Source organism: Streptomyces sp. NPDC019890, assembly GCF_044903445.1.
Lineage (GTDB): Bacteria > Actinomycetota > Actinomycetes > Streptomycetales > Streptomycetaceae > Streptomyces.
In genome coordinates this window covers 303,627-328,891 of the sequence record NZ_JBJDQK010000003.1, presented here as the reverse complement: position 1 = coordinate 328,891, position 25,265 = coordinate 303,627, and the positions used below count along the sequence as shown (strand labels likewise).

Sequence of the window (25,265 nt, the reverse complement as noted above, 5' to 3'; positions counted from 1 at the left end):
AACAACGTCTGACACGTGCCAAAGGCACGGCCATTCGTGAAGTTGTTGCGATTTTCCGGTAACCGCCCCTTGTGGGTGACACGGTCTCACGCCGTGCGGTACGTGTACCCCTGACTGCGGCCCGTAGGCTGGACGGGAACTGTCCTGACTTGCCCCGTGAGGTGTCACGTGTCCCCGCGCCGCAACCGCCCCCGAGGCGGCGAGAAGCCGACCGAGCAAGCCGCCGAGCCGGGCGACAGGTATGGCGGCTTCGGCCGGACCGAGTCCTGGCAGGGGGAGGAGTGGTCGGTCCGCCATGTCGCAGGGGCAAGTGCGGCGGGCAAGCGGTACCGCTGCCCAGGCTGCGACCAGGAGATCCCGTCCGGGGTGCCGCATGTGGTCGCGTGGCCGGAAGGCCGCGGTGGCGTCGAGGAACGGCGGCACTGGCACAAGGCGTGCTGGAACGCGAAGGACCGCCGCACCACGCGGGTGCAGCGGTCCCGTAACGCGCCGAAGTACTGAAGCCCTTACGGCTCTTGCGCGTCCGCGTTCATGCGTCCGCGTTCATGCGTCCGTGCTCATGTGTCTGTGCTCATCTGCCTGTGCTCATCTGCCTGTGCTCGTGCCGTCCGTGCGAAAGCCCGCGTGCTTACACGTCGCGCGCGTTGAGTGCGGCGAAGGCGCCGGCCATCGCGGCCGCCGTCACGCCGAGCATGATCCACAGCGGGTCCCAGCCGGCCGGTCCGGAGTCGGTCACGGAGTTGTCGTAGAAGACGCCGAGCTGGTTGGGGATCGAGTACTCGAAGAGGGCCTGGCGCAGATCCGCCAGCGACTCCGAGAACATGAACATGGCCAGCACGAGCGGCAGCAGCACCACGCCGATCATGATGGTGATGGCGCCCGCCGAGTGGCGGATCAGCGTGCCGACGGCGAGCGAGAGCAGACCGAGGACCGCGACATAGAGGCCGACGCCGACCGTTGCGCGGAACCATTCCTTGCCGGTGGCGGAGCCCTGGTCGATGATCGAGAGCTGCAGTGCGCCCACGAGCGCGGCGATCACCGTGGTGATCGTGAAGACGAGCAGGAAGAAGACGATCGACTTGGCGATGAGCACCCGGATCCGGCTCGGGCAGGCGGTCAGTGTCGTCCTGATCATCCCCGTGCCGTACTCGGACGCGATCGTCAGCACGCCCAGCGTGATCACGCAGATGCTGCCGAGCAGTACGCCGAAGAAGCCGAGGGAGAGGATCGGCTGACCCTCCAGATTGGCGTCCGACGCGGAGACGGCCACCGCGGAAAGGATGCCGATGCCGACCATGAGCACGATCATGACGCCGAGCGTCCACATCGTGGAGCGCACGGAACGGATCTTGGTCCACTCGGAGGCGAGTGCGTCGCCGAGGTGCGCGCTGCGCACGGGGATCGACGAGGAGTACGCGGCGCCGGGCGCGCCCTGCTGCTGGTAGGGGGTGGTCATCGGGCGTCCTCGGGCTTGGTCAGGTCGGCGGGGGCGGCGGCCGGGGGCATGGCGGGCGGGGCGGCGGGAGCGCCGTACGGACCGGCCGGAGCCGCGGGCGCGCCCGCGTACGGACCGGCCGGAGCTCCCGGAGCGCCGGCGTACGGGTTCGGGCCGCCCTGACCCGGCTGGGGCGGCGGCGGGGCGTACCAGCCCTGCTGCGGCACCTCGGGGATCTGCGGCTGCGGCGGGGCGTAACCCATCGGCGGCTGCTGCATCAGACCCGACTTCTGGTCCGCCGTCGAGCGGTAGTCCACGGCGCCCTGCGTCATCCGCATGTACGCCTCCTCCAGCGAGGCCTGGTGCGGCGAGAGCTCCCACAGCCGGACGTCCGCGCCATGCGCGAGATCGCTGATCTGCGGCAGCGGCAGCCCGGTGACGCGCAGCGCGCCGTCCGGCTCCGGCATGACCTGTCCACCGGCCTCGGTGAGCGCGGCGGACAGCTTCTCGCGCTGCTGCGGCTCGGTCCCCGGCGTACGCACCCGGGCGAAGTCCGCGGAGTTGTGCGAGATGAAGTCCTTGACGCTCATGTCCGAGAGCAGCTGGCCGCGCCCGATCACGATCAAGTGGTCGGCGGTGAGCGCCATTTCGCTCATCAGGTGCGAGGAGACGAAGACCGTACGGCCCTCGGCCGCCAGCCGCTTCATCAGATTGCGGACCCAGAGGATGCCCTCCGGGTCCAGGCCGTTGACCGGCTCGTCGAAGAGCAGCACCTGCGGGTCGCCGAGCAGCGCGGCCGCGATGCCGAGCCGCTGGCCCATGCCGAGCGAGAAGCCCTTGGAACGCTTTCTGGCGACCTCCTGGAGGCCGACGACGCCCAGCACCTCGTCGACCCGGCGGGCCGGTATGCCGGAGAGCTGCGCCAGCGAGAGCAGGTGGTTGCGGGCGCTGCGGCCGCCGTGCACGGCCTTGGCGTCGAGGAGGGCGCCGACCTGGCGGGGCGCGTTCGGCAGCTGCCGGAAGGGGCGGCCGCCGACTGTGACATGGCCTTCGGTCGGCTGGTCGAGCCCGAGGATCATGCGCATCGTCGTCGACTTGCCTGCGCCGTTGGGGCCGAGGAAGCCGGTGACGGCCCCGGGCCGCACCTGGAAGGAAAGGTTGTACACGGCCGTCTTCGCGCCATAGCGCTTAGTCAGGCCGACTGCCTCGATCATGCTCCAGCCCCATCGACTGTTGGGTCGTCGGGGCCCACGCCATCCGGCCGTACGCCCCCGTAAGAGTTAGGAGGATATCCGGGCCTTGACGGTTCCGGCCAAGCCGTAACACTACGGTCTCGGTGGGGGGAGTCGAAGCCCGGCCATTGTCGGCCAGAAGTCGCCCCTGCCCGATCGCGATCAAGTGGTCGGCGGTGAGGGTCATTTCGCACATCAGGCGCGCGAAGATGAACATCGTGCGTCCTTCTGATGCAAAGTCTTCACCGGAATGCGGATCCGGTGAATTCCCTCCGGCCCAGACCCTTGACCGGCTCGCCGAAGATCAAGATCTCCGACATCAAGATCTCCGGCATGAAGATCTCCGTATCGCCCGGCAGCGCCGATGGGCCGCGTGCCGCCCGCCACCGGGCGCGCACCTTCTTCGCCGGGTGCGGACGCACGAATGCCCGGCGCCGTAAGGGCGCCGGGCACTCTCAGACGTGCCGCTCAGAACCTAGGCTGCCTAGCGGGACTGCTGGGCCGGGACGCCGCGGGAGATCGGCTCGTCGTCGGCGGGGGTGCCGGCCGCGGCCACGGCCGCACCGGTCAGCGTGGCCAGCATCTCGCGGACGTTGGTCAGCTGCGCGTTGATCGAGTCGCGGCGGTTGGTGAGCGCCGCCAGCTCGCGCTCCGATTCGCTGCGGATCCGGTCGGCCTTGGCGTTCGCGTCGGCCACGATGTCCTCGGCCTGGCGCTGCGCGGTCTCCACCGTCTGACGGGCCCGGCGCTCCGCGTCCGTACGCAGCTTCTCGGCCTCCAGGCGCAGCTGCTCGGCGCGGTGCTCGATCTCGGCCAGGCGCTTCTCGGCCTTCGCCTGACGCGAAGCCAGGTCGCGCTCGGACTGCTCGCGGCGCTTGGCGAGGTTCGTCTCGAAGTCCGCGGCGGCCTGGGCGGCCTTGGCGCGGGTCTCCTCGAAGAGCGCGTCCGCCTCCTCGCGCTTGGACTGCGCGTCCTTCTGCGCCTCGGAACGCAGCGTAGAGGCGTCGCCCTTCGCCTTCTCGACGATACGGACGCCCTCGTCCTCGGCCTTGGCCTTGCGCTCGGCGGCGAACGATTCGGCGTCGTTGCGCACCTGCTGGGCCGCGGACTCGGCGAGGTCACGGTGCTGCTCGGCCGCGCGACGGGCCTCCTCGCGCAGGTCCTTCGCCTCCTCCTCGGCGAGGCGGAGGATCTTCTCGACACGCGCACCGAGACCGGCGTACGACGGCTCCGCGTCGCTGACCTGGGCCTGCGCGTTCTGCGTCTCGAGGTGGAGCTCCTCGATGCGCTTTTCCAGAGAGGTGATTCGGGCCAGAGCACTGTCACGGTCGGCGACGAGCTTGGTAATGCGGTCGTCCACCTGACCGCGGTCGTAACCACGCCGCACGAGCTCGAAGCCGAATGGGGAGGAAGTGTCGCTCATGGGGTTCCTGTCGAATGAGACCGGTGAGGTGATAGGGGGAATCCTAGGGGTCGAAGCGGTGTGTCATCGAGCGGATGCCCGTTTGATCTGGAGAATGTCCAGCCTTTTGAGTGGCTAGGTGTCGGACGACTTGCCACTCGAACGTGTAACCCCGGCTGTCACGCCCGCTTTCACACCGCCGCCCTCCTTGCTACCCCCCGACGGCGCTTCGAAAGATTCCAACGCTTCAAGAACGTCCTGGACACGGGAAATCTCCGCCTGAATGTCCTCGCGCCTGCGCACCAGCACGTCCAGCTCGCGCTTGCCCTCGTCGACCAGGCGGTCCGCCTCGGCCTGGGCATCCGCCCGGATCCGCTCGGCCTCGCGGATCAGCTCGGCCTTCTTCTGCCCGGCCTCCTTGAGCAGCCCCTCCGCCTTCTTGACCGCGGCGATACGGACCTTGCTCGCCTCCGAATTGGCATCGGAGACCAGTTCCTTGGCCTTCGCCTCGGCCTCGGCCTGCTGCTCGGTTGCGGCCTTCACCAGCTGGTCGACGCGCTCGCCGGCCGTCTTCATCTGCTCGGCGGTCTCCCGGCGGGCCCGCTCGTGCAACTCCTCGATCTCGGCCTCGACGCGGGCGCGCAGCTCCTCGCCGCGCTCCCTGATGGCGGTGGCGTCCCGGCGCGCTCCGACCAGCAGCTCGTCCGCGTCCGTGCGGGCCCTCTCCACCAGGGAGTTGCCCTCGACGGTAGCGTCGGCGACCAGCCGCTCGGCCTCCGTGCGGGCCGCGCCGACCATGGTGTCGGCCTGCTGCTCGGCCTCGGTGGCAGCGCGCAGCGCCTCCTCCTGGGCCTTGTTGACGAGCTGGTCGGCCTGTTCGGCGGCGTCCGCGCGGCGCTTGGCCGCGGCCTCGCGCGCCTCGTCGACCGTACGCTCCGCCTCCTGCCGGGCCTGAGCACGCATCCGCTCGGCCGCGGCCTCGACGTCCGCCTTGATCTTCTGCGCCTCGGACGTGATGCGCTCGGCCGCCTGCTGGGCCGAGCCGACGGTCTCGGCGGCCTCGGCGCGCAGCCGCTCCGCCTCGCCGGACGCCTCGGAGATCAGCTGGTCGGCCTGGGTGGCCGCGTCGCTGCGGCGCTTGTCGGCGGCCTGGCGGGCATCGTCGAGGATCTGCTCGCCCTCGGCCCGGATGCCGGCGTGCAGCCGCTCGGCCTCGGCCTCGGCCTCCGCCTTGACCTGCTCGGCCTCGGCGCGCAGCCGAGCCGCGGCCGCCTCGGCGCCGGACAGTGCCTCCACTGCCTCGGTGCGCAGCCGCTCGCTCTCGCTCGACGCCTCGCCGATGAGCAGGTCGGCCTGGGCCGCGGCGTCCGAGCGGATGCGGTTGGCGTCCTCGCGGGCCTCGGCGCGGGTGCGCGAGGCATCCTGCTCGGCCGATGCCAGGGCGTCCGTCGCCTCCGTACGCATGCGCTGGACGTACTCGGTGGTGTCCGCGCGCAGCCGGTCCGACTCGGTGATGGCCTCGCCGACGGTCCGCTCGGCGAGCGCGTTGGCCGCGTCCGTCTCCTCCTGGGCCCGTGTCCGCAGGCGGCTCGCGTCCTCGGCGGCCCGCTCGCGCTCGGCGTACGCATCGGCGCGGACCCGGTCCGCCTCCTCCTGCGCCTCGGTCCTGGTGCGGTCGGCCGCGTGCTCGGCGGCGGAGCGCAGTCCGGCGATCTCCTGCTCGGCCTGCTCGTGGAGGCCGTTGACGGAGTCCCGCACCTGCTGGGCGGTCTGCTCGGCGGCGGAGACCATCTCGGTGGCCCGGCGGTCGGCCTCCTCGACGAGGCGCTGCGCCTCGGCCTGGGCCTCCTCGACCCGCTTGCGGGCGGAGGCGAGCAGCTCCTCGCTCTGCTCGCGGGCGAGCTCGCGCTCCTGATTCGCTTCCGTGCGCGCGGAGTCGAGGATCTCCTCGGCCTCCCGGCGGCGGCGGTTCGCCTCCTCCTGGGCGGCGGCCAGCGCCTCGGCGGCCTCGACGCCGATCCGGTCGGCGGCGGCCGCGGCCTCCGCGCGCAACCGGTCGGCGCTCTCCTGTGCCTCGGTCTTGAGCCGCTCGGCCTCGTTGGCGGCGTCGCTGCGCAGCCGTACGGCGACGTTCTCCGCCTCTGCCCGGGCACTGGACGCGTCGACCGCGGCCTCCGTGCGCAGCCGCTCGGCCTCCTGCTCGGCCTGCGCCTGGAGCGTACGGATCCGCTCGGCCGCCTCCGTGCGCAGCCGCTCGGTCTCCTCGGCCGCCTCGCGGCGCAGCCGCTCGGCCTCGCCCCGGGAGTCCGTCAGGTTCTGCTCGGCGGAGGCGAGCCGGGACTCTGCCTCGGTGTGCAGCCGCGTCAGCTCTTCGGCGGCCTCGGCCTGGCGGGCTGCGACGCTCCGCTCGCCCTCCTCGCGCAGCTCGACAGCGGCCGCCTCCGCCGCGGACCGTACGCCGTCGGCCTGCTCCTCGGCCTCGCTGCGCAGCCGCTCGGCCTCGGCGCGGGTGCGCTCCAAGGTCTCCTCGGCCTGCTTGCGCAGGGTGGTGGCGCGCTCGATCGCTTCGGTACGGACCCGCTGGCTGTCGGTGGTCGCCGCCGAACGCATCTCGTCGGCGTCGGCCCGCGCCTTGGACAGCAGCTCCTCGGCGGTGCTGGCCGCCTCCTCGATCTGCTGGACGGCCTTCCGGCGGGCCTCGCCGCGAATCCGCTCGCCCTCGGCGATCGCCTCGGCGCGCAGCTGCTCGGCCTCTCCGCGCAGCCTGCGCGCCTCCTCCTGCAGCTCGACGGTCTTGGCCCGGTACTCCTTGGTGTCGTCCTTGGCCGCGCCCTTGAGCTGATCGGCCTGCTCGGCGGCCTCGCCGCGCAGCCGGTCCGCCTCGGCCTCGGCCTCGCGGCGGATCCGCTCGGCCTCCTCGCCCGCCGCGCGCGTGGTGGCCTTCGCCTCCTCGGAGGCCTTGGTCAGGACCTCCTCGGCGGTACGGGCCGCCTTGGCGAGCTGGGCAGCCGAGTCCTCGGCCGCGACCGTCTTGGCACTCTCCGCCGCGGCCGCGACCAGCTTCTCGGCCTCGGCCTTGGCGTCCGCGAGGGCCTGTTCGGCCTCGCCCTTGAGCGCCTCGGACTCCTTGGTGGCCTCGCCGACCAGCCGGGCGATCTCCGCCTTGGCGGTACGGGTGCGCTGCTCGTTGACCGACTCGGCGGACGCCAGCTGCTTGGCCGCCGACTCCTTGGCCTCGGTCAGCAGCTTCTCGGACTCCGCGCGGGCCTCGCGCAGCTTCTCCTCCGCCTCCTGGATCCGCTGCTCGGCGGCGCGGCTCAGTTCGGCGGCCTGCTGGCGGGCCTGGTCGGACTCGGCGGTGGTGGACGAGCGCAGCTGCTCGGCGTGGGAGGTGGCCTCGTGCGCCTGGTTGGAGGCGGCGTTCAGCAGCCGTTCGGCGTCCTTGCGGGCGCGCAGCAGGATCGACTCGGCCTCGGCACGGGCGGACTCCGCCTCGGAGCTGAGCCGCTGGCGTGCCTCCTCGGCGACCCGGGCGGCCTCGGCGCGGGCCGCGGCCAGCGACTGCTCGGACTCGGCGCGGGACTCGTCGAGGAGCCGGCGGGCCTGCGCCTCGGTGCGGGCGCGCAGCTGCTCGGCCCAGGCGACGTTCTCGTTGACGTGCGCCTCGACGGTCTGCCGGCGCTCGGCCAGCTCCTGGTCGAGGCGCTGGCGGCGCTGGTTCGCCTCGGAGTGCAGTTCGGCCTGGAGACGGGCCTGGTGCTCGGCGTGCTCCTGGAGGATGCGCTGGGTCTGGGCGCGGGCATCGCGCAGTTCGCGCTCGGCGTCGGAGCGCAGCTGGTCGGCCTGGATCTGGGCGTTACGCAGCAGCTGCTCTGCCTGGTAGCCGATGTCGGCGCTGTCGTAGGCAGGACGGGAGGCCAGAGTGCGCCTCGCCTCATGGAGCTTGGCGCGCAACACCTCGACCTGGTAACCGAGGTCCTCGGCGTGCTGGACGGCCTTCTCCCGCTCGGTCTTCAGCCGGTCCATCTCGGCTTCGAACCGCGAGAGGTGGTCGTCGTCAGCTCGGTGGCTCTCCTGGCGTTCGTAGCCCCGCACTGCGCGGTCCCATCCGTCCCCTGGTCGCAACTGACTCCGTACGAGCACCGTTCGCCGGCGAACGGCCCCCCGGGGAATGGTGACAGATCAGCGGAGGGAACGCGGCGCGGCCCCGACCCGGCCCCGGCCCGGAATCGCCCACTCTACCGGGCCGGGAATCCGGAGGTCAGTGGTCCGTTGCAGAGGTGACCAGTTCGGTGAGGACGCCGTGGCAGTCCTTGGGGTGGAGAAAAGTGATACGGGAGCCCATGGAGCCGATACGTGGCTGGTCGTAGAGGACTCGCACGCCCTTCTCGCGGATCGACTGTGCGTCGCCGTCCACGTCGGCGGTGCCGAAGGCGATGTGGTGGACGCCCTCACCGTTCTTGGCCAGCCACTTTCCCACCGCGGAGTCCTCCCGGGTGGGTTCCAGGAGCTGGAGGTAGGAGGCGCCGCCGTCGGACGTCTCATTGATCTTGAGCATGGCTTCGCGTACGCCCTGCTCCTCGTTGATCTCGGTGTGGAACACCTCGAAGCCGTATGTGGCCCGGTAGAACTCGACAGTCTTGTCGAGGTCGAAACAGGCGATCCCGATGTGGTCGATTCGCGTCAGCATTCCCCCAGTGCAGCGCCCCGGACGGTGGTTACGCAACGTGCGCGCGATCACACTGGCTGCCCGGTGACCTGGGACCGTACCGCTCAGTACATTGAGGTAAACCCTCGTTCACTCCTCAGCTCCGTGCTGGAAGGGGATCGTGCCTCATGTCAGGAACGACCGGTAACACCTCAGTGATCGTCGCGGGCGCCCGTACGCCCATGGGACGCCTGCTCGGCTCGCTCAAGTCCTTCTCCGGCGCCGATCTTGGCGGCTTCGCCATCAAGGCCGCGCTGGACCGGGCGGGCATCGGCGGCGATCAGGTGCAGTACGTGATCATGGGCCAGGTGCTGCAGGCCGGGGCAGGGCAGATCCCGGCACGCCAGGCCGCGGTCAAGGCGGGCATCCCGATGAGCGTGCCCGCGCTCACCGTCAACAAGGTCTGTCTCTCCGGGCTCGACGCCATCGCGCTGGCCGACCAGCTGATCCGCGCGGGTGAGTTCGACGTGGTCGTCGCCGGCGGTCAGGAGTCGATGACCAATGCGCCGCACCTGCTGCCGAAGTCGCGCGAGGGCTACAAGTACGGCGCTGTCGAGATGCTCGACGCCATGGCGTACGACGGTCTGACCGACTCCTTCGAGGGCGTCGCCATGGGCGAGTCGACGGAGAAGCACAACACCCGGCTCGGTATCGCGCGCGCCCCGCAGGACGAGATCGCGGCGCTCTCCCACCAGCGGGCCGCGGCCGCGCAGAAGAACGGCCTCTTCGAGGCGGAGATCACGCCGGTCGAGATCCCGCAGCGCAAGGGCGAGCCGGTCGTCTTCGCCAAGGACGAGGGCATCCGCGCCGAGACCACGGCGGAATCGCTGGGCAAGCTGCGCCCCGCGTTCGCCAAGGACGGCACCATCACCGCCGGTACGTCCTCGCAGATCTCCGACGGCGCGGCGGCCGTCGTGGTGATGAGCAAGGCCAAGGCCGAGGAGCTGGGCCTGGAGTGGATTGCGGAGATCGGCGCCCACGGGAACGTGGCCGGCCCCGACAACTCCCTCCAGTCGCAGCCCTCCAACGCCATCCGGCACGCGCTGGGCAAGGAGGGCATCGGCGTCGAGGACCTCGACCTCATCGAGATCAACGAGGCGTTCGCGGCGGTTGCCGTGCAGTCAATGAAGGATCTGGGGGTATCCCCGGAAAAGGTGAACGTCAACGGCGGCGCGATCGCGCTCGGCCACCCCATCGGCATGTCCGGCGCGCGGGTGGTCCTCCACCTGGCGCTGGAGCTGAAGCGCCGGGGCGGCGGAGTGGGTGCGGCCGCGCTGTGCGGTGGCGGCGGCCAGGGCGACGCACTGATCGTCCGCGTCCCGGGCAACGGCAAGTAAGTCCCGGGCAACGGCAAGTAAGGAGCGCGCGCATGGTGGACGTCCCCCAGCTGGTTGCCCAGGCGAGGGAGGGCCGGCCGCGGGCCGTGGCCCGGCTGATCTCACTCGTCGAGGGGGCGTCACCTCAGCTGCGCGAGGTGATGGCGGCGCTGGCTCCGCTGGCGGGAGGGGCGTACGTGGTGGGCCTGACGGGCTCGCCCGGCGTCGGCAAATCCACGTCCACGTCGGCGCTGGTGACCGCGTACCGCAAGGCGGGGAAGCGGGTCGGCGTCCTGGCCGTCGACCCGTCCTCGCCCTTCTCGGGCGGGGCGCTGCTCGGCGACCGGGTCCGGATGTCGGATCACGCGTCCGACCCGGGCGTCTACATCCGCTCGATGGCCACCCGCGGGCACCTGGGCGGTCTCGCCTGGGCGGCTCCGCAGGCGATCCGGGTGCTGGACGCGGCGGGCTGCGACGTGATCCTCGTGGAGACGGTCGGCGTCGGGCAGTCGGAGGTCGAGATCGCCTCCCAGGCCGATACGTCGGTGGTCCTGCTCGCCCCGGGGATGGGCGACGGCATCCAGGCGGCGAAGGCGGGCATCCTCGAGATCGGCGATGTGTACGTGGTGAACAAGGCGGACCGGGACGGGGCGGATGCGACGGCCCGCGAGCTGAACCACATGCTGGGCCTGGGCGAGGCACGCGTCCCCGGGGACTGGCGTCCGCCGATCGTGAAGACGGTGGCGGCGCGGGGCGAGGGCATCGACGAGGTCGTCGAGGCGCTCGAGAAGCACCGGGCGTGGATGGAGGAGCACGGCGTACTGGCAGACCGCCGGGCCCGCCGCGCGGCGGGCGAGGTGGAGGCGATCGCGATGACGGCACTGCGGGAGCGGATCGGCGACCTGCACGGGGACCGCCGGCTGGGCACGCTGGCGGAGCGCATCGTGGCGGGGGAGCTGGACCCGTACAGGGCGGCGGACGAACTGGTGGCCGGCCTGACGGAGGGCTGACGCGGGTTGCTTCACCGGGGGCAGGCCCCCGGCCCCCGGTTCGCGGCGGCTTCGCGCCGCGGGGGGAGTGGGCTGTCTGACGCCCGGGGCACGCCCTGGCGTCAACGGCCGGTTGGCCTGTTCGCGAACCAGGGGCCTCCCCGGCGCCTTGTGTGCGGCGGCTTCGCGCCGCGAGGTGGTGGGTGTCCGGGACGGGCGGGGCGGCAGCTTTGCGCCGCGGTGCCTGCAACGGGACACGTCCCGGCGCCAATGGCCGCTGCTCCGCCGCCTGTTCGCGAAGCGGGCCGAGCGCCTGGCCCCTTGTAGCGGGGCGGTTTCGCGTCGCGTAGCCCGATACGGGGACAGGTGGCCCCCGGCCCCCCGCGGCCATCCGGGCACGCCCAGCGCGATCCGCGCATCGCACCCGCACAGCGCGGGCCCGGAAGGCTACGGCTTGCCCCGGTGCCCCCGCAGGTGGTCCGCCACCGGTGACAGTGACTCCCGCAGGTCCGCCAGCGCCTCCGGCGTCAGCAGGTCGATGAAGTGCTTGCGTACGGACGCGACATGATGCGGCGCGACCTTCTGCATCGTCTCCATGCCCTGCTCGGTCAGGACCGCGTACAGCCCGCGGCGGTCTGACTCGCAGTTCACCCTGCGGACAAGACTCGCGTTCTCCATCCGGGTGATCTGGTGGGAGAGGCGGCTCTTGGACTGCAGCGTCGCCGCGGCCAGGTCGCTCATCCGCATACGCCGATCTGGTGACTCCGAGAGGTTGACCAGGATCTCGTAGTCGTTGTTGGTGAGGCCAAACGGCTGGAGGTCCTTTTCGAGCTGGTGCATCAGCAGCCTGCTGACGTCCAGGTGGGTGCGCCAGGCGCACTGCTCGTCATCGGTCAGCCAGCGGGTGGCCGTCTCGGTCTCCATATATGGATTCTACCTAAGAAGTTGAAAGACGGACGAAGTCGGGAAGCGTGACGCCTGGCACCCGGTGCACCAATGGCACCGCGTGCAGAAGGGTGCAGACGTTCGACGTCACACTCCGCAGACTACCGCTCACAGGCCGAAGCGACGCTGGAGGTCCCCCAGCTGACCGGGAAGGCGCGGGGTGGACCCGTGTTGACCTGGGGCTCCGGCTCCGGCGTGGCCCCCGGGGACCCCCGCATGAGCGGGCACCGCACCCGTCGCGGTCTCGGCCATCAGCGCCTCCGTCGACTGCAGCAGCACCGTTCCCGCGCCCACGAACTCGAACTGGTGCTCCTCGCCCGAGGCCCCGCCGATCCCCGTCATCGCCCGCAGGCCGCCCATCACGCCCGTCATATAGCCGTGGTCGTAGTGGTGGCAGGGGGACGGACAGTCCGCCCACCCCACCAGTGCCTGCGGATCCACCCGGATCGGCGGCTCCATGAAGACCACCGGACCATTGGACGCGGCCACGAACTTCCCCGTGCCGATCAGCGTCAGAAAGCCCGGCACGATCGACTGCTTCAGCGCCAGCGTCGGCTGGTACGCCAGCAGATTCCCGGACCGGATCGTCAGGTTCCCCTCGTCCAGGTCGTAGGAGTTCACATCGAAGGCCCGGTCGGCGAGCAGCATCTTGCCGCTGCCCTCCGCCACCACCCAGTCGCTCGCGTGCAGCGGCGAGTGGAAGGAGGTCCGCAGCAGCCGGTCCAGCCGGCCGTGGCCGATGCCGTTGAAGTCGATGCGCCCGTAGTAGGCGATCATCTTCCCCTTCTGCAGGAACCACTGACTGCCCTTGAGCTCCACGCAGAAGGTGTACGCGTTGACGTTGTCGTCGCTCGGCAGCGTCATGGGGTCATAGACCACGGGACCGGTCACAGCTTCTCCTCCGAGGCCTGTACGTACACCGCGCCGCTGCCGGTCAGCTCCAGCTGGAACGCCTCGCCCGAGCCGCGCCCCACCATGTCGCGCCAACCCAGCGCCGTGGAGAGCTTGTTGCGTACGTCGCCGTGGTGCGCGACATACGCCTGCGGGTCCACATGGACCGCCCGGCCCGGCGTGATCGGCAGCTCGATCACCCCGCCGTGCGCCATGACCGCCACCGCGCCATGCCCCTTGAGGGTCGTCGTGAAGAGCCCCTGGCCGGTGACCTGGCCGCGCACCATGCCCATGACCCCGCCCTGCGAGCCCATGAACATCGTGCCCTGCTGCAGTGTTCCGTCGAAGGCGAGCAGCCGGTCCGCCTCGACGTACAGGGTGTCGCCGGTGAGCTGGATGACCTGGATGTGGTGCCCGCCGTGGCCGAACATCACGGTGCCGCTGCCCTCGACCGTCATCAGCGGGGTCGCCTCGTTGGCCACCCGCCGGCCGATCATCGACATCAGGCCGCCCTGGCCGCCCTGGATGTTCGGCGTGAAGCTGACATCGCCGCGGTACGCGAGCATCGCGCCGCGCTGGCTGAACATCTTCTGGCCGGGGACCACCGTCGCCTCGACCATCTTCGAGTTGATCTCACGGAACGGCATCAGACGTCGCCCCCGATGGTGTTCCGCTCGCTCGGCTGCACGTACACCAGACCGTCGCCCTCGAAGCGGATCTGGAAGGCCTCGCCGCCGCCCTCGCCCAGGAAGGTCCGGAAGGTCACGCCGGACTGGAAGTCCTGCCGAAGGTTGCCCTGGTGCGCGATATACGCGCCGGGGTCGACGGAGAGCGGGTACTGGGGCGTCACCCGCAGCACCACCGCCGGGCCGTCCGACATGATCGCCGCCTGGCCGTTGCCCTCGACGGTCGTGGTGAACAGGCCGTTGCCCGTCGCACCGCCGCGCAGCCCGGTGAAGGTGGTCCCGGTGCGCAGCCCGGCGTCGGTGCAGAGCAGATTGCTCGCCTCGACATAGAGCTTGTCGCCGTGCAGGTTCACCAGGTTGATCTCGGAGGCGCGGTCGGCGAAGAAGCAGGTGCCCTGCCCCTTCACTTCCATCATCACCATCTGTTCGCCGGTGAGGCGGCGGGTGACCATCCCGCGGATGCCCTCACCGCCGCCGGACATCTTTTTGAACGCCATCTGGCCGTCGTAGGCGACCATCGAGCCGTTCTTCGCTTTGACGGCGTCGCCGGTCATGTCGACGGCGAGCACCTTGCTGCCTTGGAGTCGGAACGTTGCCACGGGGTGACGTTAACGGTCAGTGCGCGGCGCGAACAGATCCCCCGGGAGGATACGAACCCCGACTTGTCCCCGATGCTCCGTTTTCTGCCGGGACACCCCGGACCATGGCTCGGCCAGGACGGCTGCCACAATGGGTGGGCGCTTGTGAGTGCATTCACAAGAGATCACTGCCGCCTCACCCACCGAAGGTGCCCCCGTGGACATCAAGACCGCCTCGTCCCTCCACCGCCTCCGCCTGGTCTCCGCGCCGGAGGCCGTCTCCTTCCTCCTGCTGCTCGTCTGCTCGGTGCTCAAGCGCACAACGGAGTTCAACGCGGTCCCGGTCATGGGCGCGGTCCACGGCGTGCTCTTCATCCTGTACGTGCTCTTCTGGCTGGACGCCTGGAACCGCACCAAATGGGACAAGAAGACCGCGGCCCTCTACTTCGTGCTCTCCGTCCTCCCCTTCGGCGGCTTCGTCGCCGAGCGCAAGCTCAAGCGCGCCGCCGAGGACGAGGTCATCGCATCCCGCGCCCGCCACGAAGGCAAGGTCAACGCATGATCGTCGCCTTCTCCGTCACTCCGCTGGGCGTCGGCGAGGATGTCGGCGAGTACGTGGCCGACGCCGTGCGCGTGGTCCGCGAGTCCGGTCTGCCCAACCGTACGGACGCGATGTTCACCTCGATCGAGGGTGACTGGGACGAAGTGATGGACGTGGTCAAACGCGCCGTCGCCGCGGTCGAGGCCCGTGCCCCGCGCGTCTCCGTCGTCCTCAAGGCCGACATCCGCCCGGGTGTCACCGACGGACTCACCTCCAAGGTCGAGACGGTGGAGCGCCACCTGTCCGCCTGAGCCCTCTGCGACCGTGCCTCAATTGCTGTGGCCCGCCAGCGCGATGCCCAGGGGTGTGCGTTCGTACAGCACCTGATGTCCGTAGCGGCGCGAGGTGAGCAGCCCCGCGTCGCGCAACACCGACAGGTGCGCCGACACGGACGAGGGTGCGAGACCGAGGAGTTGCGCGAGCGCGGTCGTGCCGGCGGGCTCGTCGAGCGCGAGGAGCACGGCGGCGCGACGGTCGCCGAGCAGGCGCGTCAGGGGCGCGACGCAGGTCGCCGTGCGCCGGCTCCGCGCTGGGCTCCGCCACCCGCTCCCGTATCGTCTTGCCGCTGGCCGCCGTCACCCTCCTCCCGCTCACCGTCTACGCCGCGACGCCTGGCCTCGGCTGGGCCCTGGTCGCGCTCATGCTCAGCGGCGCCGGATCCGCGTACACCCTCGGTCTCGACCGATGGCTCATCGAGGAGATCCCCGAGGAACTGCGCGGCCGGGCCATGACCCTGCTCACCGCCGGGCTGATGACGATCCAGGGCGTCGGCATGGCGCTGGCCGGGCTGGCGGCCGAGTTCTTCCCGGTGAGCACGGTCGTTGCGGCCGCCGGAGCCCTCGGCACCCTCAGCTGTCTGCTGCTGGTCGCCGAGGCCCGAAAGACCGAAGAGCGAGACGGGGCTGACCGCAATATGACCAGTGGGTAGGGTCGGTGCCGTGCCGAAGCCGCTCAGCCTTCCCTTCGATCCCATCGCCCGCGCCGACGAGCTCTGGCAGCGGAGATGGGGCCCCGTGCCCTCCATGGCCGCGATCACCTCGATCATGCGCGCGCAGCAGATCCTGCTCGCCGAGGTCGACGCCGTCGTCAAGCCGTACGGACTCACCTTTGCGCGGTACGAGGCACTGGTGCTGCTCACCTTCTCCAAGGCCGGTGAGCTGCCGATGTCCAAGATCGGCGAGCGGCTGATGGTCCACCCCACCTCGGTGACCAACACCGTGGACCGCCTGGTCAGGTCCGGCCTGGTGGCCAAGCGTCCCAATCCCAACGACGGCCGCGGCACCCTTGCCTCCATCACCGACAAGGGCCGCGAGGTCGTCGAGGCGGCCACTCGCGACCTCATGGAGATGGACTTCGGGCTCGGCACATACGACGCGGAGGAGTGCGCCGAGATCTTCGCGATGCTGCGCCCGCTGCGGATCTCCGCCCAGGACTTCGACGAGACGTAGGCGAGAAGCAGCCGGGAAGCAGGGGTAACCAGGCCGGAAGCAGACGCCAGGCAGGCGAGAGGCAGGCCACACGCCCCGGGCGAAGATCGGCCCCCCAGTCCCGTTACGCTCGGTCCCATGAAGTCGAATGTGCTGTCCCGTTACCGGGTGATGGCGTACGTCACCGCCGTGTGGCTGCTGGTGTTCACCGCGGCGATCATCCTGAAGTACGGGTTCGAGACCGGCGACACCATGTTGATCTCGCAGATCCACGGTGTGCTGTTCATCATCTACGTGATCTTCGCCTTCGATCTCGGCTCCAAGGCGAAGTGGCCGCTCGGCAAGCTGCTCTGGGTGCTCGCCGCAGGCTGCATCCCCGGGGCCTCCTTCTTCGTCGAGCCGCAGGTCACCCGCGAGGTCCGTCCGCTGATCACGGGCGCCCCCGCGACCGCGGAAGCGTAAATCGGACCGGCGCGCGTAAGGCTCGCGCCGGTCAGCCATCGACATTTACTAGGACGTCCTAGTAAATTCGTAGGCATGGACGCTGACGCCATCGAGGAAGGCCGCCGACGCTGGCAGGCCCGTTATGACAAGGCCCGCAAGCGGGACGCGGACTTCACCACGCTCTCCGGGGACCCGGTGGAGCCGGTCTACGGGCCCCGGCCCGGGGACGCCTACGAGGGCTTCGAGCGGATCGGCTGGCCGGGGGAGTACCCCTTCACTCGTGGCCTGCACCCGACCGGCTACCGCGGCCGCACCTGGACCATCCGCCAGTTCGCCGGCTTCGGCAACGCCGAGCAGACCAACGAGCGGTACAAGATGATCCTCGCGGCGGGCGGCGGTGGTCTGAGCGTCGCCTTCGACATGCCGACCCTGATGGGCCGCGACTCCGACGACCCGCGCTCGCTCGGCGAGGTCGGTCACTGCGGTGTGGCCATCGACTCCGCCGCGGACATGGAGGTCCTGTTCAAGGACATCCCGCTCGGCGATGTCACGACCTCGATGACGATCAGCGGGCCCGCCGTGCCCGTCTTCTGCATGTATCTCGTCGCCGCCGAGCGCCAGGGCATCGACCCCGCCGTGCTCAACGGCACGCTGCAGACGGACATCTTCAAGGAGTACATCGCGCAGAAGGAGTGGCTCTTCCAGCCCGAGCCGCATCTGCGTCTGATCGGCGACCTGATGGAGCACTGCGCGCAGGGCATCCCCGCGTACAAGCCGCTGTCGGTCTCCGGCTACCACATCCGCGAGGCGGGCGCGACGGCCGCGCAGGAGCTCGCGTACACGCTCGCCGACGGCTTCGGCTACGTCGAGCTGGGCCTGAGCCGCGGCCTGGACGTGGACACCTTCGCGCCCGGCCTGTCCTTCTTCTTCGACGCGCACCTCGACTTCTTCGAGGAGATCGCCAAGTTCCGTGCGGCACGCCGGATCTGGGCGCGCTGGATGAAGGAGGTGTACGGCGCGCAGACCGACAAGGCGCAGTGGCTGCGCTTCCACACCCAGACCGCAGGCGTCTCGCTCACCGCGCAGCAGCCGTACAACAACGTCGTGCGCACCGCGGTGGAGGCGCTCTCCGCGGTGCTCGGCGGCACCAACTCCCTGCACACCAACGCCCTGGACGAGACCCTCGCACTCCCCAGCGAGCAGGCTGCGGAGATCGCCCTGCGCACCCAGCAGGTGCTGATGGAGGAGACCGGCGTCGCCAACGTCGCCGACCCGCTGGGCGGTTCGTGGTACGTCGAGCAGCTCACCGACCGCATCGAGGCCGACGCCGAGAAGATCTTCGACCAGATCAAGGAGCGCGGCCGCCGGGTGCATCCGGACGGCCGGCACCCCATCGGCCCGATCACCTCCGGCATCCTGCGCGGCATCGAGGACGGCTGGTTCACCGGCGAGATCGCCGAGTCGGCCTTCCGCTACCAGCAGTCCGTGGAGAAGGGCGACAAGCGGGTCGTCGGCGTCAATGTCCACCACGGGTCGGTCACCGGCGATCTGGAGATCCTGCGGGTCAGCCACGAGGTGGAGTGGGAGCAGGTCCGGGAGCTCGGCGAACGCAAGGGCAAGCGGGACGACGCACGCGTGCGGTCCTCGCTGGACGCGATGCTGGCCGCGGCGCGGGACGGCTCGAACATGATCGAGCCGATGCTGGAGGCGGTGCGGGCCGAGGCCACGCTGGGCGAGATCTGCGACGCGCTCCGGGACGAGTGGGGCACGTACACGGAGCCGCCCGGCTTCTGACGGACTGTCCGGCCGGCGGGGCGCGCGATGCGCCCCGCCGGCTGTGCGACAGCCCGAGCCGGGCGTTGCGCCCGGGCGGGCCCGCGGTGGCGTCCAGCCGCTGTGGGCGACGCCGCGTCGGCCGTACGTGGCGAGCCCGCGCCCGGCACCCGTTCGGCCCCCGTGGCCCTGTCCGCCGGTTCAGGCGTCAGTTCTCCAGTGAGGCAAGCCCCGACACCAGCAGCGTCGTAAAGCTTCGGGCCCACTCCTCGTCCACCGGCTCCGCGCTGACCAGCGCCCGGTGCACCACCGCTCCCGCGATCACATCGAAGATCAGATCCGCATTGCGCCCCGCCGCCTCCGCGTCCTCCTCGTACGGAAGCTCGCCGCGGGCCTGCGCGCGGGCGCGGCCCTCCAGTACCAGGCGCTTCTGGCGGTCCACGATCGTCGAGCGGATACGGCTGCGCAGCGCGTCGTCCCGCGTCGACTCCGCGACCACCGCCATCAGCGCCGTCTTGGCCTCGGGCCGGGCGAGCAGGGCCGCGAACTGCAGCACCACCCCCTCCACATCGGCCATCAGGCTTCCGAGGTCGGGGAGTTCGAGCTCGTCGAAGAGGACGGCGACGGCGTCGACGACGAGCTCGTTCTTGTTCGCCCAGCGCCGGTAGAGGGTCGTCTTGGCGACTCCCGCGCGGGTGGCCACGTCCCCCATCGTCAGCTTCGACCAGCCCAGCTCCACGAGCGCCGCGCGCGTCGCCTCCAGGATCGCGGTGTCGGCCTCGATGCTGCGAGGCCGTCCCGTACGACCCGTACGCAGGGATTTGGGGCGGGTGTGGCTGCACATGCGGCCGACCATACCGGCCGGTAGGCGATTCGCTGTGAGCCAGTTCACCGGAGGAATCTCACACGCGTGCGGCCTCCTCCAGTTACGCTACGACCCGTAGCGAAAAGCTGGGCGAAAGCCGGGGCACTCGCAGCGACAACCACAGGCGCCGGGTGGGGACCCGGTACCGAACATTCTTGCCAGTGCGGTGGGCTTTTGGCCGCACTTTTCACATGCGCGCGCGGAAGGGGGAGGATGTACTCATGCAGCCTAGGAACATGTCCATGAGCGGCGTCGTCGACCTTGCCGCGGTGAAGGCGGCCGGTGAGGCCAAGGCCAAGGCGGAGCAGGCCCGGGCCGAGTCCGCCCGGCAGGGCGGCGGCGGTGCCGTGTCTTCTGCCAGCCTCGTGATCGACGTCGATGAGGCCGCCTTCGAGCGCGACGTCCTCCAACGCTCCACCGAGGTCCCGGTCGTCATCGACTTCTGGGCCGAATGGTGCGAGCCGTGCAAGCAGCTCAGCCCGCTCCTCGAGCGGCTGGCCACCGAGTACAACGGCCGCTTCGTGCTGGCCAAGGTCGATGTCGACGCCAACCAGATGCTGATGCAGCAGTTCGGGATCCAGGGCATCCCGGCCGTCTTCGCGGTGGTGGCGGGGCAGGCGCTGCCGCTCTTCCAGGGCGCGGCCCCGGAGGCGCAGATCCGCCAGACGCTCGACCAGCTGATTCAGGTCGCCGAGGAGCGCTTCGGTCTGACCGGTGTCACGGTCGACCCGGACGCGTCGGCCGAGCCGGCCCCCGCCGCGGTGCCGGTGGGTCCGTACGACGCCCTGCTGGAGGCGGCCGTACAGGCGCTGGACGCGGGCGACTTCGGCGGCGCCGTCCAGGCGTACAAGAACGTGCTCTCCGACGACCCCGGCAACAGTGAGGCCAAGCTGGGCCTCGCCCAGGCCGAACTGCTGGCCAGGGTGACGGACATGGACCCGCAGAAGGTGCGCCAGGAGGCCGCCGAGAACCCGTCCGACGTGGCGAAGCAGATCGCCGCGGCCGACCTCGACCTGGTCGGCGGTCATGTGGAGGACGCGTTCGGCCGGCTCGTCGAGGCGGTGCGCCGCACCGTGGGCGAGGACCGGGACGCGGCGCGGGTGCGGCTGCTGGAGCTCTTCGAGGTCGTCGGTCCGGACGATCCGAGAGTGACGGCGGCGCGCTCGGCGCTGGCACGAGTGCTCTTCTGATCGGATGTTTGAAGCGCTTGTGTGGAACGCACGGTTCCGCCTGGTGTGACGGATTTGCGGCGGCGGCGTCTGTAGGATGCCGCCGCCGTTTTGGCGACACAGTGACAAAACGCGGTTCTGCTTTACCAAAACTTGGCAATCGCACGCGCTGTTACTCGCAGTAAATCAACCCGTATGTTCTGTCCGCATATTGGCGGCAATTTCCTCCTCCTGGTTACCCCCTGGTTCCACCCTGCGTGGCCACCCGACATCAGCCGGTCGTGGCGTGGTTATCAGGCCGTTACTAGTGGGTAACGAAGCCTCTTGTGCCGCAGCCGGGAATGGACCACGATCGGCCACGCTCGGTCCAATACCGCACCAGCCCGGCCCCCAGCCGTGCCGCGGGGTTTGGGTCCCCACCGAGCCGACCGGCGGCAGTGGCGCCGGTCGCGGACAGGGGGGTTCCTGCGCAACAGCAGGGCCTGTCCGGCAGGTTGTGCGTGATGCGTCAGGCGCGACCAGTGGTTGTCGCTCGGGGGTGATCGCCGGTGTTTCGGACGCAGCAAGCGCCTGAAAGTACAGGCGCTCTCCTTCCCGAGGACGTAGCACTTCTCCCATCCCAGGCCGGACCTGAGGGTCCGGACCGGAGATGTACGTCCGAGAAGGAGGAAAGTCATGGAGTCAGTGACTCGGGGCGGAACCAGATGGAAGCGGTTCGCCCTTGTCATGGTGCCGAGTGTGGCCGCAACGGCTGCGATAGGCGTCGGTCTGGCACAGGGAGCGCTCGCAGCGTCCTTCGCTGTGTCCGGCCAGGAGTTCAAGGTCAAGGCCGGTCACCTCACGGGCCATGGCTTCGCGCAGTACGGCGGCGTGGACATGGGGTACGCCGACGTCAAGGGTGACGCGAAGACCGCGCACCCGGTGGCGATCTCGTCGTTCCAGAACGCCACGATCAACAACATGTGCCAGTCCGTGGTGACCGATGTGCCGTTCGTCGGCAAAGTCACCCTGAAGCTGAAGGCCGGCGACAAGGAAGCGGTTCAGGCGAAGAACCTCTACCTCGACGTCTCCGAGCTGGACGCCGATGCGACGTTCACCAACATCGACATCGGCGTCGCGGCCAGGGACACGGCCGCGTCCAAGGGCGGCAAGGGCCCCGAGATCAAGCCGCGCGAGAACTACCTCGAGAACGGGTTCGCGCAGCAGGCCGAGGTCGCGGAGCTCGACGGTGTCGAGCAGAAGGCGTGGGCGACCACCGCCGGCACCTTCAAGCTCAGCGGTCTGAGCATGCGCCTGCTCAAGGGCTCGGGCGCCGGCATCGAGTGTTACTGACGGTCATCCCGTCAGGGCGGGCGGGGAAGCCTGTGGCAGCCTCGCCCGCCCGCCTTCTTCTTCACAGAGCAACGCCAGTTCCAGGGAGCTGTTTTCCATGAGCGCCGAGTCTGCAGTGTCACCGGGGCGGGACGAGCACTACCTTCGCGTCATTCGGCGGGGCTTCCGCACCTGGCGGGGGCAGCGGCCCTTCTGGGCGGGTCTGTTCACCGTGCTCGGCGGAATCCCCATCGCCTACTTCCCGTACGCGAGCTTCAAGCTCGGCCACATGACGCTCTCCATGTCGACGACCGCGGGCGCGGGCTCGCTGATCATCGGCGTGCTGTTGGTCACGCTGGGTCTGACGCTCTGGTTCCACCCCATCGTCAGGGTATTTGCGGGTGTTGCCACGATTTTGCTGGCACTGATCTCGATTCCGATCGCCAACCTGGGCGGCTTCGTGATCGGCTTCCTGTTCTCCCTCATCGGCGGGGCACTCGCGCTCTCGTGGGTGCCGGAGAAGAAGCCTGTCGCCCAGCCGGCCCCGGCCAAGGAGTCGGCGCCCACGCCCGATCCCGCAGAGGCACCCGTAGCGGAGCAGTGGGACACGTACGGCGTGGACACGCACAAGACCAATGACGAAGGCAACGGCGGGAGGAACAGTGCCGGGTGATGTCACACCGCTGACCACGGCTGGAGGCGATGGCACGCAGCCGAGAAAGGGGCCGCGGCACGCGGCCCCCCGCAAGTCGCTGCTGACCAAACTCCAGATGCCGGCCGGCAAGGCAATAGCCCTGGCTGCGATGCCGACCGCTGTGTTCGTGGGCATGGGGCTCACCCCGAAGCTGGCACTGGCCGAGGACAAGGACATTCCGTTCGCCCCCGGGCCGTGTGTGACCCGGTCGGACGAGCCCGCGGAGTCCGAGTCCCCGAAGCCTTCCGACTCGGCGAAGCCGTCCGAGTCGCCGTCGGAGAAGCCCGAACCGACCGCGAGCGAGTCGGCCGGTGACAAGGACGAGCCGAAGCCGTCCGAGACGCCGTCGGCCGCCGACGCGGGCAAGACCGCGGAGACCGAGGCGCCCGTCGCGCAGGCGACGCCGAGCGCGACCGAGACCAAGAACCCGCTGGACCCGCTGGGTCTCGGCGACGCGCTCAAGGACCTGTTCGACGGCCCCGACAAGGAGCCCACGGCCAGCCCCACGCCGACCGCGACCGCGTCCGAGACCGCCAAGCCGACCGAGGAGCCGACGGCGAAGCCGTCCGCGACTCCCTCCGAGAAGCCGTCCACCAAGCCCGCCGACCCGGTCGACGGGACGGCGGACAAGGCCAAGGACGCCATCAAGGACGCGGCGGACAAGGCCGGGGCTACGACCGAGGAACTCGACGACGCGGTCAAGGGACTCGACCCCAAGAAGGACGAGGACATCCCGGACGGCGCCAAGCCGCGCTTCCCGTGTCCGACGTCGGACCCCAAGGCCATGGCCGCAGCGGACATGGAGCAGGGCATCCCGCTGCTCCCGGACGACCCGTGGATCCTTGAGAGCTCGAAGCTGACCCTGACGGGCCTGGACTACAAGGGCATCGTCGAGGTGAAGACGGGCAGCGGCAAGGTCAAGAAGGTACTGAAGTTCACGGCTTCGGGCGTGGACATCAAGGACCTGCACCAGCTGGTGGTCGGCCCGAAGGGCACCACCTCGCACGTCGAGGCGAGGAAGGGCTCCACCTCGACGATCCGCAACGGCACGGTGACGATGTACACGGAGGAGCTGAAGGGCAACCTCTTCGGCCTCATCCCGATCACGTTCAGCCCACAGACGCCTCCGCCGCTGAATGTCCCCTTCGCCTTCTTCACCAACGTGAAGGTGACGCAGGCGGGCCAGTTCGGCGGGACGCTGACGGTGCCGGGCCTGCACAACTACTTCACCGGTGGCAGCATCTGATCTTCCGGGAGCCGCGGAAAGGGCTGTGGGCCGCACCCTCGGGGGTGCGGCCCGCAGTCGTGTGGCTGCCCATCTCTGCAGGCGCGTGGCCCTACTTCGCGTCGACGCCGCCCAAGTGGTGCACCCGCACCATGTTCGTCGTCCCCGGAACACCGGGCGGCGACCCCGCCGTGATGATCATGGTGTCGCCCTCGTTGAAGCGCTGCAGCTTCAGCAGCGCCGCATCGACCAGGTCCACCATCGCGTCCGTCGTCTCCACGAACGGTGCGAGGAAGGACTCCACGCCCCAGCTGAGAGTCATCTGGTTACGCGTGGACTCGTCCGTCGTGAAGGCCAGGATCGGCTGCTCCGCGCGGTAGCGGGAGAGCCGGCGGGCCGTGTCTCCCGACTGGGTGAAGGCGACCAGGGCCTTGCCGCCGAGGAAGTCCGCGATCTCGCAGGCGGCGCGGGCCACCGAACCACCCTGCGTACGCGGCTTCTTGCCCGGGACCAGCGGCTGGAGGCCCTTGGAGAGCAGCTCCTCCTCCGCCGCGACCACGATCTTCGACATCGTCTTGACGGTCTCGATCGGGTAGGCGCCGACCGAGGACTCGGCGGAGAGCATGACGGCGTCCGCGCCGTCCAGGATCGCGTTCGCCACGTCCGACGCCTCGGCGCGCGTCGGGCGGGAGTTGGTGATCATCGACTCCATCATCTGGGTCGCGACGATCACGGGCTTGGCGTTGCGGCGACAGAGCTCGATGAGGCGCTTCTGCACCATCGGGACCTTCTCGAGCGGGTACTCGACGGCCAGGTCGCCGCGCGCGACCATCACGCCGTCGAACGCCATCACGACGTCCTGCATGTTCTCGACGGCCTGCGGCTTCTCCACCTTGGCGATGACGGGGACGCGGCGGCCCTCCTCGTCCATCACCTTGTGGACGTCCTTGACGTCGCTCGCGTCCCGTACGAAGGAGAGCGCGACCAGGTCGCAGCCCATCCGCAGGGCGAAGCGGAGGTCCTCGACGTCCTTCTCGGACAGCGCCGGGACATTGACCGCCGCGCCGGGCAGGTTGATGCCCTTGTGGTCGGAGATCACGCCGCCCTCGACGACGATGGTCTTCACGCGCGGACCCACGACCTCGACGACGCGCAGCTCGACGTTGCCGTCGTTGATCAGGATCTGGTCGCCCTTGGAGACATCCCCGGGCAGGCCCTTGTACGTGGTGCCGCAGATGGACTTGTTGCCCTCGACATCCTCTGTGGTGATGGTGAACTCGTCGCCGCGGACCAGTTCGACCGGCCCCTCGGCGAAGGTTTCCAGACGGATCTTGGGGCCCTGGAGGTCGGCGAGCACGCCGACCGCCCGGCCGGTGTCCTCGGACGCCTGGCGGACGCGGTGATACCGCTCCTCGTGCTCAGCGTGGGTCCCGTGGCTCATATTGAAACGGGCCACGTTCATACCGGCCTCGATGAGCAGCTTCAGCTGATCGTACGAGTCGACGGCGGGGCCCAGTGTGCAGACGATTTTGGAACGGCGCATAAGGCGATCCTATCGGTTTGTTTCTATGGGG

23 protein-coding genes and 3 pseudogenes are annotated in these 25,265 nt (G+C 69.9%); 13 read left to right on the top strand and 13 right to left on the bottom strand.

The genetic code is table 11. The features are described from left to right. Nucleotides 1-168 precede the first annotated feature (168 nt). A complete protein-coding gene (locus ACI2LP_RS09870; RefSeq protein ID WP_404724004.1) occupies nucleotides 169-501 on the top strand; it encodes an ATP/GTP-binding protein in 333 nt (110 codons plus the stop codon). A gap of 127 nt (nucleotides 502-628) precedes the next feature. Here the strand turns inward: ACI2LP_RS09870 and ACI2LP_RS09865 are convergent, their stop codons facing one another. The 6 genes and pseudogenes from ACI2LP_RS09865 to mce all read right to left on the bottom strand — a co-directional run bounded on the left by ACI2LP_RS09865 (nucleotide 629) and on the right by mce (nucleotide 8,759). Beyond that, nucleotides 629-1,456, bottom strand: coding sequence for an ABC transporter permease subunit (locus ACI2LP_RS09865; RefSeq protein WP_404724003.1), 828 nt, complete (start codon nucleotides 1,454-1,456; stop codon nucleotides 629-631). Next, nucleotides 1,453-2,649, bottom strand: a complete 1,197-nt coding sequence (locus ACI2LP_RS09860; protein WP_404724002.1) for an ABC transporter ATP-binding protein — start codon at nucleotides 2,647-2,649, stop codon at nucleotides 1,453-1,455. Before ACI2LP_RS09860 ends, ACI2LP_RS09865 begins: the two co-directional genes overlap by 4 nt. Before the next feature lie 136 nt (nucleotides 2,650-2,785). Continuing rightward, a pseudogene (locus ACI2LP_RS09855) lies at nucleotides 2,786-2,981 on the bottom strand (ABC transporter ATP-binding protein); the annotation flags it as partial. Nucleotides 2,982-3,151: 170 nt separating this feature from the next. Beyond that, nucleotides 3,152-4,090, bottom strand: coding sequence for a cellulose-binding protein (locus tag ACI2LP_RS09850; RefSeq protein ID WP_360872153.1), 939 nt, complete (start codon nucleotides 4,088-4,090; stop codon nucleotides 3,152-3,154). A gap of 114 nt (nucleotides 4,091-4,204) precedes the next feature. Then, nucleotides 4,205-8,164 (bottom strand): polarized growth protein Scy, encoded by a 3,960-nt coding sequence (gene scy, locus ACI2LP_RS09845; protein WP_404724001.1) that lies wholly within the window; start codon nucleotides 8,162-8,164, stop codon nucleotides 4,205-4,207. 166 nt (nucleotides 8,165-8,330) lie between these two features. Further along, complete coding sequence (gene mce / locus ACI2LP_RS09840; RefSeq protein WP_360872148.1) at nucleotides 8,331-8,759, bottom strand: methylmalonyl-CoA epimerase; 429 nt, start codon at nucleotides 8,757-8,759, stop codon at nucleotides 8,331-8,333. 146 nt (nucleotides 8,760-8,905) lie between these two features. On the opposite strand from mce, the gene ACI2LP_RS09835 reads away from it, so the two are divergent. Next, complete coding sequence (locus ACI2LP_RS09835) at nucleotides 8,906-10,114, top strand: acetyl-CoA C-acetyltransferase (RefSeq protein WP_404724000.1); 1,209 nt, start codon at nucleotides 8,906-8,908, stop codon at nucleotides 10,112-10,114. Nucleotides 10,115-10,146: 32 nt separating this feature from the next. Next, nucleotides 10,147-11,103: a methylmalonyl Co-A mutase-associated GTPase MeaB gene (meaB, locus tag ACI2LP_RS09830; protein ID WP_404723999.1), complete on the top strand. Its 957-nt coding sequence runs from the start codon at nucleotides 10,147-10,149 to the stop codon at nucleotides 11,101-11,103. Nucleotides 11,104-11,529: 426 nt separating this feature from the next. Here the strand turns inward: meaB and ACI2LP_RS09825 are convergent, their stop codons facing one another. From ACI2LP_RS09825 to ACI2LP_RS09810, 4 genes are all read right to left on the bottom strand, one after another. Continuing rightward, nucleotides 11,530-12,006, bottom strand: coding sequence for a MarR family winged helix-turn-helix transcriptional regulator (locus tag ACI2LP_RS09825; protein WP_404723998.1), 477 nt, complete (start codon nucleotides 12,004-12,006; stop codon nucleotides 11,530-11,532). A 129-nt stretch (nucleotides 12,007-12,135) separates the two neighbouring features. Continuing rightward, nucleotides 12,136-12,918 carry an AIM24 family protein gene (locus tag ACI2LP_RS09820; protein ID WP_404723997.1) on the bottom strand — a complete coding sequence of 261 codons (783 nt, stop codon included), beginning with the start codon at nucleotides 12,916-12,918 and terminating at the stop codon, nucleotides 12,136-12,138. After that, nucleotides 12,915-13,565 (bottom strand): AIM24 family protein, encoded by a 651-nt coding sequence (locus ACI2LP_RS09815; protein ID WP_404723996.1) that lies wholly within the window; start codon nucleotides 13,563-13,565, stop codon nucleotides 12,915-12,917. Before ACI2LP_RS09815 ends, ACI2LP_RS09820 begins: the two co-directional genes overlap by 4 nt. Beyond that, entirely contained in the window at nucleotides 13,565-14,203 is a 639-nt protein-coding gene (locus ACI2LP_RS09810; RefSeq protein ID WP_324982002.1) for an AIM24 family protein, read from the bottom strand. The genes ACI2LP_RS09815 and ACI2LP_RS09810 overlap by 1 nt, the downstream gene beginning before the upstream one ends. A 196-nt stretch (nucleotides 14,204-14,399) precedes the next feature. On the opposite strand from ACI2LP_RS09810, the gene ACI2LP_RS09805 reads away from it, so the two are divergent. Continuing rightward, on the top strand, nucleotides 14,400-14,744 hold the full coding sequence (locus ACI2LP_RS09805) for a DUF3817 domain-containing protein (RefSeq protein ID WP_404723995.1): 345 nt from the start codon (nucleotides 14,400-14,402) through the stop codon (nucleotides 14,742-14,744). Further along, a complete protein-coding gene (locus ACI2LP_RS09800) occupies nucleotides 14,741-15,034 on the top strand; it encodes an MTH1187 family thiamine-binding protein (protein ID WP_385405816.1) in 294 nt (97 codons plus the stop codon). The genes ACI2LP_RS09805 and ACI2LP_RS09800 overlap by 4 nt, the downstream gene beginning before the upstream one ends. Before the next feature lie 18 nt (nucleotides 15,035-15,052). Here ACI2LP_RS09800 and ACI2LP_RS09795 read toward each other — a convergent pair. Further along, nucleotides 15,053-15,346, bottom strand: a pseudogene (locus ACI2LP_RS09795) (ArsR/SmtB family transcription factor); the annotation flags it as partial. Between ACI2LP_RS09795 and ACI2LP_RS09790 the strand changes: the two are divergent. The 4 genes and pseudogenes from ACI2LP_RS09790 to ACI2LP_RS09775 all read left to right on the top strand — a co-directional run. Further along, nucleotides 15,304-15,711, top strand: a pseudogene (locus ACI2LP_RS09790) (MFS transporter); the annotation flags it as partial. The pseudogenes ACI2LP_RS09795 and ACI2LP_RS09790 overlap by 43 nt on opposite strands. Nucleotides 15,712-15,721: 10 nt before the next feature. Continuing rightward, entirely contained in the window at nucleotides 15,722-16,231 is a 510-nt protein-coding gene (locus ACI2LP_RS09785) for a MarR family winged helix-turn-helix transcriptional regulator (protein WP_404723994.1), read from the top strand. A gap of 117 nt (nucleotides 16,232-16,348) precedes the next feature. Then, nucleotides 16,349-16,672: a DUF3817 domain-containing protein gene (locus tag ACI2LP_RS09780; RefSeq protein ID WP_404723993.1), complete on the top strand. Its 324-nt coding sequence runs from the start codon at nucleotides 16,349-16,351 to the stop codon at nucleotides 16,670-16,672. A 75-nt stretch (nucleotides 16,673-16,747) separates the two neighbouring features. Then, nucleotides 16,748-18,448 carry a methylmalonyl-CoA mutase gene (locus tag ACI2LP_RS09775; protein WP_404723992.1) on the top strand — a complete coding sequence of 567 codons (1,701 nt, stop codon included), beginning with the start codon at nucleotides 16,748-16,750 and terminating at the stop codon, nucleotides 18,446-18,448. 187 nt (nucleotides 18,449-18,635) lie between these two features. Here the strand turns inward: ACI2LP_RS09775 and ACI2LP_RS09770 are convergent, their stop codons facing one another. Continuing rightward, entirely contained in the window at nucleotides 18,636-19,283 is a 648-nt protein-coding gene (locus ACI2LP_RS09770) for a TetR/AcrR family transcriptional regulator (protein WP_404724436.1), read from the bottom strand. Nucleotides 19,284-19,513: 230 nt separating this feature from the next. Between ACI2LP_RS09770 and ACI2LP_RS09765 the strand changes: the two genes are divergently transcribed. The 4 genes from ACI2LP_RS09765 (at nucleotide 19,514) to ACI2LP_RS09750 (ending at nucleotide 23,712) form a co-directional block, all read left to right on the top strand. Next, nucleotides 19,514-20,482 (top strand): tetratricopeptide repeat protein, encoded by a 969-nt coding sequence (locus tag ACI2LP_RS09765; protein WP_404723991.1) that lies wholly within the window; start codon nucleotides 19,514-19,516, stop codon nucleotides 20,480-20,482. A 654-nt stretch (nucleotides 20,483-21,136) separates the two neighbouring features. Further along, nucleotides 21,137-21,793 carry a DUF6230 family protein gene (locus tag ACI2LP_RS09760; RefSeq protein ID WP_404723990.1) on the top strand — a complete coding sequence of 219 codons (657 nt, stop codon included), beginning with the start codon at nucleotides 21,137-21,139 and terminating at the stop codon, nucleotides 21,791-21,793. Nucleotides 21,794-21,890: 97 nt separating this feature from the next. After that, complete coding sequence (locus ACI2LP_RS09755; RefSeq protein WP_404723989.1) at nucleotides 21,891-22,445, top strand: DUF6114 domain-containing protein; 555 nt, start codon at nucleotides 21,891-21,893, stop codon at nucleotides 22,443-22,445. Then, entirely contained in the window at nucleotides 22,408-23,712 is a 1,305-nt protein-coding gene (locus ACI2LP_RS09750) for a hypothetical protein (RefSeq protein WP_404723988.1), read from the top strand. Before ACI2LP_RS09755 ends, ACI2LP_RS09750 begins: the two co-directional genes overlap by 38 nt. Nucleotides 23,713-23,803: 91 nt before the next feature. Here ACI2LP_RS09750 and pyk read toward each other — a convergent pair whose 3' ends face one another. Next, nucleotides 23,804-25,234: a pyruvate kinase gene (gene pyk, locus ACI2LP_RS09745; protein ID WP_404723987.1), complete on the bottom strand. Its 1,431-nt coding sequence runs from the start codon at nucleotides 25,232-25,234 to the stop codon at nucleotides 23,804-23,806. Between the last annotated feature and the right edge of the window lie 31 nt (nucleotides 25,235-25,265).

Excerpts from the sequence above, each read along its gene's own strand:
- ACI2LP_RS09865 (WP_404724003.1), bottom strand. The coding sequence starts at position 1,456 with ATGACCACCCCCTACCAGCAGCAGGGCGCGCCCGGCGCCGCGTACTCC.
- ACI2LP_RS09860 (WP_404724002.1), bottom strand. The coding sequence starts at position 2,649 with ATGATCGAGGCAGTCGGCCTGACTAAGCGCTATGGCGCGAAGACGGCC.
- ACI2LP_RS09850 (WP_360872153.1), bottom strand. The coding sequence starts at position 4,090 with ATGAGCGACACTTCCTCCCCATTCGGCTTCGAGCTCGTGCGGCGTGGT.
- mce (WP_360872148.1), bottom strand. The coding sequence starts at position 8,759 with ATGCTGACGCGAATCGACCACATCGGGATCGCCTGTTTCGACCTCGAC.
- ACI2LP_RS09835 (WP_404724000.1), top strand. The coding sequence starts at position 8,906 with ATGTCAGGAACGACCGGTAACACCTCAGTGATCGTCGCGGGCGCCCGT.
- meaB (WP_404723999.1), top strand. The coding sequence starts at position 10,147 with ATGGTGGACGTCCCCCAGCTGGTTGCCCAGGCGAGGGAGGGCCGGCCG.
- ACI2LP_RS09825 (WP_404723998.1), bottom strand. The coding sequence starts at position 12,006 with ATGGAGACCGAGACGGCCACCCGCTGGCTGACCGATGACGAGCAGTGC.
- ACI2LP_RS09815 (WP_404723996.1), bottom strand. The coding sequence starts at position 13,565 with ATGCCGTTCCGTGAGATCAACTCGAAGATGGTCGAGGCGACGGTGGTC.
- ACI2LP_RS09800 (WP_385405816.1), top strand. The coding sequence starts at position 14,741 with ATGATCGTCGCCTTCTCCGTCACTCCGCTGGGCGTCGGCGAGGATGTC.
- ACI2LP_RS09780 (WP_404723993.1), top strand. The coding sequence starts at position 16,349 with ATGAAGTCGAATGTGCTGTCCCGTTACCGGGTGATGGCGTACGTCACC.
- ACI2LP_RS09775 (WP_404723992.1), top strand. The coding sequence starts at position 16,748 with ATGGACGCTGACGCCATCGAGGAAGGCCGCCGACGCTGGCAGGCCCGT.
- ACI2LP_RS09770 (WP_404724436.1), bottom strand. The coding sequence starts at position 19,283 with ATGGTCGGCCGCATGTGCAGCCACACCCGCCCCAAATCCCTGCGTACG.
- ACI2LP_RS09765 (WP_404723991.1), top strand. The coding sequence starts at position 19,514 with ATGCAGCCTAGGAACATGTCCATGAGCGGCGTCGTCGACCTTGCCGCG.
- ACI2LP_RS09760 (WP_404723990.1), top strand. The coding sequence starts at position 21,137 with ATGGAGTCAGTGACTCGGGGCGGAACCAGATGGAAGCGGTTCGCCCTT.
- ACI2LP_RS09755 (WP_404723989.1), top strand. The coding sequence starts at position 21,891 with ATGAGCGCCGAGTCTGCAGTGTCACCGGGGCGGGACGAGCACTACCTT.
- ACI2LP_RS09750 (WP_404723988.1), top strand. The coding sequence starts at position 22,408 with ATGACGAAGGCAACGGCGGGAGGAACAGTGCCGGGTGATGTCACACCG.
- pyk (WP_404723987.1), bottom strand. The coding sequence starts at position 25,234 with ATGCGCCGTTCCAAAATCGTCTGCACACTGGGCCCCGCCGTCGACTCG.